Genomic DNA, 12,327 nt, shown 5'->3' with positions numbered 1-12,327 from the left:
CCCGCGGCCTGATCGGGCCGCCGTTGCCGCAGACGATGCCGATCTTGGGGCACGGAAGGGCCCGGAGGCGGTAACGTCCATGCTCATGCAGTCGGTCGCCTACATTCCGAGCCCCTCCGAAGGTGTCTGGCACCTCGGGCCCATCCCGATCCGCGCGTACGCGTTGATGATCATTATCGGCATCGTCGTCGCGGTATGGCTGGGTGAGCGCCGCTGGGCCGCCAAGGGGGGCGCCCCCGGCGTCATCATCGACGTCGCGGTCTGGGCGGTGCCGTTCGGCCTCGTCGGCGGCCGCCTCTACCACGTCATCACCGATTACCAGCGGTACTTCGGCGACGGCCGGAACCCGGTCGACGCGCTGAAGATCTGGGAGGGCGGGCTCGGCATCTGGGGCGCCGTCGTGCTGGGCGCGGTCGGCGCGCTCATCGGCTGCCGCCGCCACGGCGTCTCGGTGCTGGCCCTGGGCGACGCGATCGCGCCCGGTGTCGCGCTGGGACAGGCGATCGGCCGGTGGGGCAACTGGTGGAACCAGGAGCTGTACGGGCGGCCGCTGGACACCTGGTGGGCGCTCAAGATCGACTACGGCAACCGGCCCAAGCTGCCGGACGGCAGCGTGGACCCCAAGTACGCTGACATCGGCACGTACCACCCCACGTTCCTGTACGAGTCGCTGTGGTGCGTCGGCGTCGCGATCCTCGTCATCTGGGCCGGCCGCCGCTTCGACCTCACTCACGGCCGGTCGTTCGCCCTCTACGTCGCCGGCTACACCGTGGGCCGGTTCTGGATCGAGTGGCTGCGCATCGACGACGCCCACGAGATTCTGGGCCTGCGCCTGAACGACTGGACGTCGCTGATCGTCTTCCTGGGCGCCGTGGGCTACCTCTACTGGGCTCGTGGCAAGACCGGTCCCGAGAACGTCGGCGCCGCACCGGACCCGGCGGCCGAGGAAGAGCCGGTCGCCAAGGCGCAGGCTGAACCGGCAGCCGGGGAAACCGCCTCGGAGGAGCCCGCCGAGCAGCAGCCCGAGCCGGTCGCGGAGACCGAGCCCGAGGCCACGCCTGAGGCCGATGCGGAACCGGTTGCTGAGCCCGAGCCTGTGGCGGAGGACGAGCCCGAGCCGGAGCCGGAGCCGGAGCCGGAGTCGGAGGTCGAGGCGGTGGCGGAGTCCGAGGCGGACGCCGAGCCTGCCCCTGCGGCTGAGCCGGAGCCAGGGGCCGAGGCTGCGCCCGAGCCCGCACCGGAGACCGAGCCGGCAGCCGAAGCCGAGCCCGCACCGGAGACCGAGCCGACGCCTGAAGCTGAGCCCGAGCCGGAGGCCGAGCCCGCGCCCGCGGCTGAGGACGAGGACGAGCCTGTGGCGGAGGACGAGCCTGAGCCCGCGCCGGCGGCAGAGGCGGAGCCGGTGGACGAAGCCGAGCCCGAGGCTGAACCCGAGGCTGAGGCTGAGCCCGCAGTTGTACCCGAGACCGAGGCTGCGGAAGACAAATCCGCCAAGGGCGGTGCCGCCCCCGATGAGGAGCCCGCTGCGGAGGCGGAGGACAATGAGGACGGTAAGGGCGCGCCTGTGAAGGACGCCACGTAGGCGACCGAAGGACCGGGGTGACCGCGGAGATCCACCACAGGCACCGCGACGTCACCGGAGGCTGGCTGCGTCCCGCGGTGTTCGGGGCGATGGACGGGCTGGTCTCCAACTTCGCCCTGATCGCCGGTGTCGCGGGCGGCCAGGCGAGCCGGCACGTCGTCCTGCTCGCCGGTCTCGCGGGCCTGGCGGCGGGCGCGTTCTCCATGGCGGCAGGAGAGTACATCTCGGTGGCCTCGCAGTCCGAGCTGGCCGAGGCGGAGATCGAGGTCGAACGGCTGGAGCTGAGGCGCCACCCGAACGCCGAGATGCGCGAGCTGGCCGGGGTCTTCGAGGCGCGCGGCGTCGATCCCGACGTGGCCGCCGAGGTGGCGCGGCAACTGTCGCGCGACCCCGAGGAGGCCCTGGAGGTGCACGCCCGCGAGGAACTGGGCGTGGCCCCTGGCGAGCTGCCCTCCCCGTACCTGGCCGCGGGCTCGTCGTTCCTGTCGTTCGCGGTGGGGGCGTCGCTGCCGGTGCTCCCGTACCTGCTCGGTGCCTCCAGCCTCTGGCCCGCCGCGGTGATCGCGGCGCTGGGGTTGTTCGCCGCCGGGGCGCTGGTGTCCCGCGTGACCAACCGCACCTGGTGGTTCAGCGGGCTGCGGCAGCTCACGCTGGGTGCCGCGGCCGCGGCGCTCACCTACGGCCTGGGCGCCCTCATCGGGGCGAACGGGCTTTGATCGGAAAGCACCGGAAACACCCTTTTGGGCACGCGACGGGCGCGGGTACCGATAGAGTCCCGGACTGTGATCGAGGCTCGTGACACCGAGGCGAAGGCCGCGAAGGGCGGGACGAGTGGCCGGGACTTCTGGCCCGACGACAAGCCCGGCTCGCGCGGTCCCAAGCCCAAGCTGCTGTTCGGCGTCGTGGCCGCGCTGGTCGCGGTCGTGCTCGCGGTGGTGGCCGCCGTCGTCCTGACCGGCGGTGATGACGGCGGGGAGAAGGCCGCCGGGACGTCCAACGGCCCGGGTGTGCTCCCGGTCGCCTACACCCCGCAGATGGCCGACAAGGCCATGGTCAAGCTGGCCAAGCGGACCGCCGATCCGCGTCCGGTCACCCAGGACGAGGTCTTCCCGGCCGACGCGAAGGCCGTGAAGTACCGCACGTACGCGTTCTCGCTGGCCGCCTCGCAGGTGTCCGACGACTGCGTGGGCGTCACGTGGGGCCAGCGCCTGCGGGGCGATCTCGCCAAGTACGGGTGCACCCAGGTCGCCCGCGGCTCCTACGTCAGCCAGGACAAGCGGCACCTCGGCCAGATCGCAGTCCTCAACATGGTCGACGAGAACGGCGCCGAGCAGATCGTCCGCGACCTCGATCCCGCCACCAACGCCGGGTTCGTGCTGCCGCTGAACGCCACGGGACAGCCGGCCTTCGGCAAGGGCTTCAGCGCCGCGTACTCCCAGGTCTACGGCCACTACGTGATCATCACCTGGGTGCAGCGCGCCGGCGGGGTCCAGCCCGCCTCGCTCAACGAGATGATCGACGCGAGCCTCGCCATCGAGAAGCCCGCCGACTTCGTGTGGGGACGGCTCGAGCTGGTCCCCACCCGGAGAACACAGTGATCCGGGCGGGCATGGTCACGGCACCGCGTCCCGGGCAGTAGTCTGCGCCTTCGTGGACCACGACGAGCCCGGCCGGCGTTCCGGCCGCCCCCGCCCCGGCCCCGTGCCGGGAGACCAGCGAGGGCGGCCCGGTCCCCGGCAGCAGCCGCCCCGCGGATCCGCACGCCGCGCGGGCGCGCCGCGCAAGCTGGCCTCCGGACGCGGCGCCGCCCGCCCGCCCCGGCAGGCGCAGCGCCCACCCCTGCAGGCGCAGCGTCCACCGGCGCCGGCCGAGCCGATCGACGTCCAGGCGAACGAGCCGCCCGTTCCCCCTCGGCCCCGAGCCCTCAAGGCCACCAAAGGTCCTCACGCTCCCAAGTCCGCCAAGGGTCCCAAGAGCCCTAAGGCTCCCAAGAACCCCAAGGCTCCCAAGGCCGCCAAGCGGCAGGGGCGGGGGGGCCGGCCGGGACACGATCCGCGATGGTTCTTCTTCGCGGCGGGCGCACTCGGGCTCGTCGTCGTCCTGGCCGCCGTGGCGATGGTGGTGATCGGCGGGCGGGACGACGCGCCCACGCGGTCCCCGGTCGCTCCCCGGGTGGGCCCGGTGGCCGCGAGCGGGCCGGCGCCCGCCTCCTACTCCAGCTCGCCGTCCGCCGACGCGTACTCCGGCATCGCCCAGCGGTCGGCCGACGCCGCACCGCTCACGGCGGCGGAGCTGTTCCCCTCGTCCGCGTCCACGATCACCCTGTCCTCCGCCAAGGCCAAGCTGACGCTGAAGGGCAAGCGGCTCGACACCGACTGCGCCGCCGCGATCTGGGGCCGGTCCGTCGCGGCCGCTCTCGGCGAGGGCGGGTGCACGCAGGCGGCGCGCACCCTCCATGCCGACACCAAGAAGGGGTACGCCCTCGCCGTCACGGTGTTCAACCTGGCGAGCGCGGACCACGCCGACCGGATCGTCGAGCAACTCGGCAACGTGCGCGGCGGCGGCTTCGTGCGCCCCCTGAACGCCGCGGCCCCGCTGGACAAGTTCGGGCAGGGCTTCGGGATGGCGCGGGGGCTGGCCATGGGCCACTACGTCGTCGTGTCGTGGGCGCAGCACCTGGACGGCTCGGGCGACGAGCAGGACGAGGACCTGCTGTCGCTGCTGATCGAGGGCGGCAAGGCGCCGGCCGTGCTGGGCCGCGCCGCCAAGGCCTCCTGACCGCCCTTCCCACCGCCGCCATTCCTTGATCATCGAGGCCACATCAGGCCCGTCGTGTGTAGCCGACGTTACTTGCGGGTATACGCCTTAACCCGCTAAACATCTCCGGCCGGTGATGATGATCACCGAGGTCAGGGCGTTTTTGTGGGAAATTTGCCCGGTATCCTGGTCTAAACCACTCATGAGTGGCCTCCAGGAGACCAGCGCGGAGGAGTTTCGCGATCTGGTCGAGTCGGGCATGATCCCGGCAGTGATGTAATGTCATCACACCGCAGCAGGGCCAACGTCGTCCCGGACTGCACTGACATCGAAGCCAGTGACACGACGAAGACGACGGGAGGGTTGATGGCTGCTGCTGCCCTCACTCCGGGCCTGCCTCCTAACCAGGGTCTTTACGACCCTGCCAACGAGCACGACGCCTGCGGCGTCGGCATGGTCGCCGACCTGCACGGCCGCAAGAGCCACGACATCGTTCAGAACGCCCTGACCGTCCTGAAGAATCTCGACCATCGCGGTGCGGTGGGCGCCGAGCCGGACGACGGCGACGGCGTCGGCATCCTGGTCCAGATCCCCGACTCCTTCTTCCGCGAGGTCTGCGACTTCGCGCTGCCCGAGGCCGGTTCCTACGCGGCCGGGCTCGCCTTCCTCCCGGTCGACGGCGACGAGCGCGCCGCCGCGGTCGCCCACATCGAGACCCTCTGCGTCGAGGAGAGCCTCACCGTTCTCGGCTGGCGCGAGCTCCCGCACGACCCCACCTTCGCCGGCCCGGCGGCCCGGCGGGCCATGCCGCACTTCGCGCAGCTGTTCCTGACCGCCGCCGCCGACGGCCCCCACGCCGGCAAGTCCGGCCTGGAGCTGGACCGTGTCGTGTTCTGCATGCGCGAGCGCGCCGAGCAGGACGTACGGGTCTACTTCCCGAGCCTGTCCAGCCGGACCATCGTCTACAAGGGCATGCTGACGACCCCGCAGCTGGAGCCGTTCTTCCCCGACCTGTCGGACCGCCGCTTCGGCAGCGCCATCGCGCTGGTGCACTCGCGGTTCTCGACCAACACCTTCCCCGCCTGGGAGCTGGCCCACCCGTACCGGTTCATCGCGCACAACGGCGAGATCAACACGGTCAAGGGCAACCGGAACTGGATGCGCGCCCGCGAGGCGCTGCTCAAGTCCGACCTGATCCCCGGCGACCTGTCCCGCATCTACCCGGTGATCGACATCGAGGCCAGCGACACCGCCTCGTTCGACGAGTGCCTGGAGTTGCTGCACCTGGGCGGCCGGTCGCTGCCGCACGCGGTGCTGATGATGATCCCCGAGGCGTGGGAGAACCACACCGAGATGGACCCGGCCCGCCGGGCCTTCTACGAGTTCCACTCCACGCTGATGGAGGCCTGGGACGGCCCCGCGTCCGTCACGTTCACCGACGGCACGGTCGTCGGTGCCGTGCTGGACCGCAACGGCCTGCGCCCCGGCCGCTACTGGGTCACCGACGAGGGCTTCGTCGTGCTGGCCTCCGAGGCCGGTGTGCTGGACATCCCGGCCGGCAAGGTCGTCCGCAAGGGCCGCCTGCAGCCCGGCAAGATCTTCGTGGTCGACACCGAGGCCGGCCGGATCGTCGAGGACGACGAGGTCAAGGCCGAGCTCGCGGCGCAGCACCCGTACGGCCAGTGGCTGCACGACGGCCTGGTCCGGTTCGAGGAGCTGCCGCAGCGCGAGCGCGAGGTGCCGACCCACGAGACGCTCGTCAAGCGCCAGCAGACGTTCGGCTACACGCTCGAAGAGCAGCGCATCATCCTGACTCCGATGGTCAGGACGGGCGCCGAGCCGATCGGCTCGATGGGCACCGACACCCCCATCGCGGTGCTGTCGGAGCGGCCGCGGCTGCTGTTCGACTACTTCAAGCAGCTCTTCGCCCAGGTCACCAACCCGCCGCTGGACGCCATCCGCGAGGAGATGATCACCTCGCTGCAGTCCACCCTCGGCCCGGAGGGCAACCTCCTGGAGCCCGGGCCGGAGTCCTGCCGCCGCCTCGTGCTGCCCACCCCGATCCTGGACAACGACGAGCTGTCCAAGATCATCCATATCAACGACGAGGGCTCGCTGCCGCATCTGGAAGCACACGTCGTGCATGGCCTGTACGACGTGGAAGGCGGCGGGGAGGCCCTTGAGCACCGGCTCGAGGAGATCTGCTCCGAGGTCTCCCGGGCCATCGCCGCGGGTGCGCGGATCATCGTGCTGTCCGACCGGGGCTCGGACTCGGCCAAGGCCGCGATCCCGTCGCTGCTGCTGACCGGCGCGGTGCACCACCACCTGATCCGGGAGAAGACCCGCACCCAGGTGGGCCTGGTCATCGAGACCGCCGAGGCCCGCGAGTGCCACCACATGGCGCTGCTCATCGGGTACGGCGCGTCCGCGATCAACCCCTACCTGGCGATCGAGACCGTCGAGGACCTCATCAAGACCGGGGTCATCGACGGCATCGACCCGGCGAAGGGCGTGCGCAATCTTGTCAAGGCGTACGGTAAGGGCGTCCTCAAGGTCATGTCGAAGATCGGCGTGTCGACGGTCGCCTCGTACACCGGCGCCCAGATCTTCGAGGCCATCGGTCTCGGCAGCGAGATCATCGACCGCGCGTTCACCGGCACCACCTCCCGGCTCGGCGGCGTCGGCTTCGACGTCATCGCCACCGAGGTCGCGCAGCGCCACAAGAAGGCCTACCCGCCCGGCGGCAACGAGGTCTCGCACCGCACCCTCGACGTCGGCGGCGAGTACCAGTGGCGCCGCGAGGGCGAGCTGCACCTGTTCAACCCGGACACGGTGTTCAAGCTGCAGCACGCCACCCGCACCCGCCGGTACGAGATCTTCAAGGAGTACACCGGCAAGGTCGACTCGCAGTCCGAGGAGCTGATGACCCTCCGCGGCCTGTTCAAGCTCAAGGAGGGCGAGCGCCCGCCGGTGCCGATCGACGAGGTCGAGCCGGTCGAGTCGATCGTCAAGCGGTTCTCCACCGGCGCCATGTCGTACGGCTCCATCTCGGCGGAGGCGCACGAGACCCTCGCCATCGCGATGAACCGCCTCGGCGGCAAGTCCAACACCGGTGAGGGCGGCGAGGACCCGGCGCGGTTCGTCCCGGACGCCAACGGCGACCTGCGGCGCAGCGCCATCAAGCAGGTGGCCTCCGGCCGGTTCGGCGTGACCTCGGAGTACCTCACCAACGCCGACGACATCCAGATCAAGATGGCACAGGGCGCCAAGCCCGGCGAGGGCGGGCAACTGCCCGGCCACAAGGTCTACCCGTGGATCGCCAAGACCCGGCACTCCACCCCGGGCGTGGGCCTGATCTCGCCGCCGCCGCACCACGACATCTACTCGATCGAGGACCTGGCGCAGCTCATCCACGACCTCAAGAACGCCAACCCCGCGGCGCGCGTGCACGTCAAGCTCGTCGCCGAGGTCGGGGTCGGCACGGTCGCGGCGGGCGTGTCCAAGGCGCACGCCGACGTGGTGCTCATCTCCGGGCACGACGGCGGCACCGGCGCCTCGCCGCTGACCTCGCTCAAGCACGCCGGCGCGCCCTGGGAGCTCGGCCTGGCCGAGACCCAGCAGACGCTGCTGCTCAACGGCCTGCGCGACCGCATCGTCGTGCAGACCGACGGGCAGATGAAGACCGGCCGCGACGTCATCATCGCGGCGCTGCTGGGCGCCGAGGAGTACGGCTTCGCCACCGCCCCGCTGGTCGTCTCCGGCTGCATCATGATGCGGGTCTGCCACCTGGACACCTGCCCGGTCGGCGTCGCCACGCAGAACCCGGTGCTGCGGGAGCGCTTCAACGGCAAGCCCGAGTTCGTGGTCAACTTCTTCGAGTTCGTGGCGCAGGAGGTACGCGAGTACCTGGCCGCGCTCGGCTTCCGGTCCCTGGACGAGGCCATCGGGCACGTCGAGATGCTCGACACCCGCAAGGCCGTCGACCACTGGAAGGCCGGCGGGCTCGACCTGACCCCGGTCCTGCACCAGCCGGAGCTGGCCGACGGCGCCGCCATGCGCCAGGTCACCGGGCAGGACCACGGGCTGGAGAAGGCGCTGGACAACACGCTGATCCAGCTCGCCGAGGGCGCCATCGCGTTCGGCGACAAGGTGAAGCTCGACCTGCCCATCCGCAACGTCAACCGGACGGTCGGCACCATGCTCGGCCACGCGGTGACGAAGAAGTGGGGAGGCGAGGGGCTGCCCGACGACACCATCGACGTCACGTTCACCGGGTCGGCCGGCAACTCGTTCGGCGCGTTCGTGCCCCGCGGCATCACGCTGCGGCTGATCGGCGACGCCAACGACTACGTCGGCAAGGGCCTGTCCGGCGGCCGCCTCACCGTGCGGCCCCCGCTGGACGCGACGTTCGCGGCCGAGACCCAGATCATCGGCGGCAACGTGATCCTCTACGGCGCCACCTCGGGCGAGCTGTTCGCCCGGGGCGTGGTGGGCGAGCGGTTCTGCGTGCGCAACTCCGGCGCGACCGCCGTCGTCGAGGGCGTCGGCGACCACGGGCTGGAGTACATGACCGGTGGCCGCGCCGTGATCCTCGGCGGCACCGGGCGCAACCTGGCGGCGGGCATGTCGGGCGGCATCGCCTACGTGCTGGACCTGGTCACCGAACGGGTCAACCCCGAGATGGTGGAGCTGGAGGCGCTCACCGGCGAGGACCGCGCGTTCCTGCGCGACATCGTCGAGCGGCACCGCGCCGAGACCGGCTCCACGGTCGCGGAGGGGCTGCTGGCCGACTGGGACGGCGCGCTCGCGCGCATCACCAAGATCATGCCGCGCGACTACAAGCGGGTGCTCGCCGCCATGGCGCAAGCCGAGGCCGAGGGCAGGGACGTCGACGAGGCCGTCATGGCCGCGGCGCAGAAGTGAGAGGGGGGCTTCCACATGGCTGACCCGAAGGGTTTCCTGACCGTACCGCGGGAGCTCCCGAAGCGCCGCCCGGTCGACGTGCGCATCAAGAGCTGGTCCGAGGTGTACGAGAGCTTCGGCAACGAAAAGCTCGAGAAGCAGGCGAGCCGCTGCATGGACTGCGGCATCCCGTTCTGCCACCAGGGGTGCCCGCTCGGCAACCTCATCCCCGAGTGGAACGACCTCGTCTACCGCAAGGACTGGCACGAGGCGATCGAGCGGCTGCACGCCACCAACAACTTCCCGGAGTTCACCGGGAAGCTCTGCCCCGCCCCGTGCGAGGCGGCGTGCGTCCTCGGCATCAACCAGGACCCGGTGGCCATCAAGCGGGTCGAGGCCGAGATCATCGACCGGGCCTGGGCGGAGGGCTGGGTGCGCCCGCAGCCGCCCGCTGTCAAGACCGGCAAGAAGGTCGCGGTCGTCGGTTCCGGCCCGGCCGGGCTCGCCGCCGCGCAGCAGCTCACCCGCGCCGGACACGACGTCAGGGTCTACGAGCGGGCCGACCGCGTCGGCGGCCTGCTCCGCTACGGCATCCCCGAGTTCAAGATGGAGAAGCGGCACGTCGACCGGCGCGTCGCCCAGATGCGCGCGGAGGGCACCGACTTCAAGACCTCGGTGAACGTGGGCGTGGACGTCACCGCCGACGAGCTCCGGTCGCGCTACGACGCGGTCGTGCTCGCCGGCGGCGCCACCGCCTGGCGCGACCTGCCCGTCCCCGGCCGTGAGCTCAAGGGCGTCTACCAGGCCATGGAGTACCTGCCGCCCGCCAACAGGGTGCAGGAGGGCGACTTCGAGGAGTCCCCGATCTCCGCCGAGGGCAAGCACGTGGTCGTGATCGGCGGCGGTGACACCGGCGCCGACTGCATCGGCACCGCGATCCGGCAGGGGGCCGCCTCGGTCACCCAGCTGGAGATCATGCCGCAGCCGCCCGCGGCCCGCCCCGACACCCAGCCGTGGCCGACCTACCCCATGCTCTTCAAGATGGAGAGCGCCCACGAGGAGCTCCACGACATGGGCGGCGACCGGGTGTACGCGGTCTCCACCACCGAGTTCGTCGGCGACGGGGACGGCAACGTCCGGGCTCTGCGCCTGGTCGAGGTCGAGGGCCCCCAGACCGGCTTCAAGCCGATCCCGGGCACCGAGCGCGAGATCCCGGCCGAACTGGTCACGCTCGCCATGGGCTTCCTCGGCCCGCAGAAGGAAGGGCTCCTGGAGCAGCTCGGCGTCGAGCTGGACCAGCGTGGCAACGTGGTCCGCGACAAGGACTACAGGACCACGGTCGACAACGTCTTCGCCGCGGGCGACATGGGCCGCGGGCAGTCCCTGATCGTGTGGGCGATCGCCGAGGGCCGTGCCGCCGCGCACGGCGTGGACAAGCACTTGATGGGCGAAACGTCCCTGCCCTACCCGATCGTGCCCACCGCGCGTCCGATAGCCTGATCCGGCAAATCCCGCCGTGCCCCGGCGTCCCACCGGACGACGGGGCGCGGCGGAGTCGTGTCCAGGGGGGACCTCTATGCCGACTCGCCAGATGGACGTGACCACGTGGTACCTGGAGCAGAGCGCGCCCGGCGAACTGCGCCCCGCGCGCGTTCCCGAGACACGCCTGGACATCGTCCGCGCGGAGATACCCAGCCCCGAGCTGAGCCGCTTCCTCTACACCGCCGTCGGCGGTGACTGGTACTGGACCGATCGCCTGCCGTGGTCGTACGACCAGTGGCAGAACTGGCTGGAACGCCCCGGCGTGGAGACCTGGGTCGCCTACCTCCAGGGCACGCCCGCGGGCTATGTCGAGCTGGACCCGCAACCCGACGGCCAGGTCGAGATCACCAGCTTCGGCCTCCTCCGCGCGTTCACCGGCCAGGGCCTCGGCGGCCACCTGCTCACCGTCGGCGCCGCCCGCGCCTGGGACCTCGCCACCCGCTGGGCCGACCGCAAGCCCACCGAACGGGTCTGGTTGCACACCTGCTCCAACGACGGCCCCCACGCCCTCCGCAACTACCAGGCCCGCGGGTTCCGCGTGTTCGACGTCCGCTCCTCCACCGAGATCCGAGACCACACCCCACCGGGCCCCTGGCCGGGCGCACGCTGAGGGCACACTGAGGACATGGACACCGACCAGCTGAGACGGGTACGGCTGGCCAAGGACACCATGGACCGCGACTGGGCGAGCCCCCTCGACCTGCCCACCGTCGCGGCCGAGGCGGGCTACTCCCAGTACCACTTCGTCCGGCTGTTCCGTGAGGTCTACGGAGAGACGCCGGGCCAGTACCTGAGCCGCCGCCGCATCGAGCGCGCCCAGGAGCTCCTCCGCTCGGCGAACCTCACCGTCACCGAGATCTGCCTCCTCGTCGGCTTCACCAGCCTCGGCACGTTCTCCACCACGTTCAAGAAACAGGTCGGCGTCACGCCGACCGAGTTCCGCCGCGCGGCCCGGCGCTCCGGAACGCCCCCCATCCCCGGCTGCTTCGTCCTCTACTGGGCGGGCGGCTTCCGCAAGGACCAGCAATTTTCAAGAAGCCCGAGGTGAGGCTCCCCTCCTACCGTGGACTCCACACCACGAAGGGAAACTCATGATCACTGGACTCGGCCTGGCCACCATCTGGGTACTCGACCAGGACTCCGCCAAGGAGTTCTTCACCACCAAGCTCGGCCTGGAGGAACGCACCGACATGACCATGGGGGAGGGCGGCATGCGCTGGGTCACCGTCGGCGCCAAGGACCAGCCCGAGCTCCAGCTCGCCCTCATGCTGCCCGGCCCGCCCTCCCTCGACCCCGAGTCCGCCGACCAGCTGAAGGGCCTGATCGCCAAGGGCGTCCTCGGTGCCGGCGCGTTCACCACCGACGACTGCCGGGCCGAGTACGAGCGCCTGTCCGCCGCCGGGGTCACCTTCATCCAGCGTCCCGAGAAGCGCCCCTACGGCATCGAGGCCATCTTCCGCGACGACTCCGGCAGCTGGTACAGCCTCACCCAGCCCTTCGACAAGCTGGACGAGACCGCCGACTGGAACGACAGCTAGAGCGTG

General features: G+C 71.0%; 9 protein-coding genes. All 9 read left to right on the top strand.

The genetic code is table 11. From position 1 onward, the window contains the following. Window positions 1–85 precede the first annotated feature (85 nt). The 9 genes from lgt to F8566_RS37520 all read left to right on the top strand — a co-directional run bounded on the left by lgt (window position 86) and on the right by F8566_RS37520 (window position 12,321). Window positions 86–1,582 carry a prolipoprotein diacylglyceryl transferase gene (lgt, locus tag F8566_RS37560; RefSeq protein ID WP_151566849.1) on the top strand — a complete coding sequence of 499 codons (1,497 nt, stop codon included), beginning with the start codon at window positions 86–88 and terminating at the stop codon, window positions 1,580–1,582. Between the two features lie 17 nt (window positions 1,583–1,599). Continuing rightward, the gene (locus F8566_RS37555; protein ID WP_225993861.1) at window positions 1,600–2,298 is read left to right on the top strand and encodes a VIT1/CCC1 transporter family protein; all 699 of its coding nucleotides are present in this window, start codon (window positions 1,600–1,602) and stop codon (window positions 2,296–2,298) included. A 66-nt stretch (window positions 2,299–2,364) separates the two neighbouring features. Beyond that, complete coding sequence (locus F8566_RS50395; protein ID WP_192810061.1) at window positions 2,365–3,180, top strand: hypothetical protein; 816 nt, start codon at window positions 2,365–2,367, stop codon at window positions 3,178–3,180. A gap of 52 nt (window positions 3,181–3,232) precedes the next feature. Next, a complete protein-coding gene (locus tag F8566_RS37545) occupies window positions 3,233–4,360 on the top strand; it encodes a hypothetical protein (protein ID WP_151566847.1) in 1,128 nt (375 codons plus the stop codon). A 345-nt stretch (window positions 4,361–4,705) separates the two neighbouring features. Then, window positions 4,706–9,262 carry a glutamate synthase large subunit gene (gene gltB, locus F8566_RS37540; RefSeq protein WP_151566845.1) on the top strand — a complete coding sequence of 1,519 codons (4,557 nt, stop codon included), beginning with the start codon at window positions 4,706–4,708 and terminating at the stop codon, window positions 9,260–9,262. Window positions 9,263–9,277: 15 nt separating this feature from the next. Beyond that, window positions 9,278–10,741 carry a glutamate synthase subunit beta gene (locus F8566_RS37535; RefSeq protein ID WP_151566843.1) on the top strand — a complete coding sequence of 488 codons (1,464 nt, stop codon included), beginning with the start codon at window positions 9,278–9,280 and terminating at the stop codon, window positions 10,739–10,741. Between the two features lie 76 nt (window positions 10,742–10,817). After that, a complete protein-coding gene (locus F8566_RS37530) occupies window positions 10,818–11,393 on the top strand; it encodes a GNAT family N-acetyltransferase (RefSeq protein WP_151566841.1) in 576 nt (191 codons plus the stop codon). Between the two features lie 15 nt (window positions 11,394–11,408). Beyond that, window positions 11,409–11,831 carry a helix-turn-helix transcriptional regulator gene (locus F8566_RS37525; RefSeq protein WP_151566839.1) on the top strand — a complete coding sequence of 141 codons (423 nt, stop codon included), beginning with the start codon at window positions 11,409–11,411 and terminating at the stop codon, window positions 11,829–11,831. A gap of 43 nt (window positions 11,832–11,874) precedes the next feature. Next, window positions 11,875–12,321 carry a VOC family protein gene (locus tag F8566_RS37520; protein ID WP_151566837.1) on the top strand — a complete coding sequence of 149 codons (447 nt, stop codon included), beginning with the start codon at window positions 11,875–11,877 and terminating at the stop codon, window positions 12,319–12,321. Window positions 12,322–12,327: the final 6 nt, after the last annotated feature.

The sequence above is a fragment of the Actinomadura rudentiformis genome (assembly GCF_008923185.1).
In the GTDB taxonomy this organism is placed as follows: domain Bacteria; phylum Actinomycetota; class Actinomycetes; order Streptosporangiales; family Streptosporangiaceae; genus Spirillospora; species Spirillospora rudentiformis.
The sequence above is the reverse complement of the archived record's forward strand: the minus strand, read 5'-3'. Positions and strand labels throughout refer to the sequence as shown.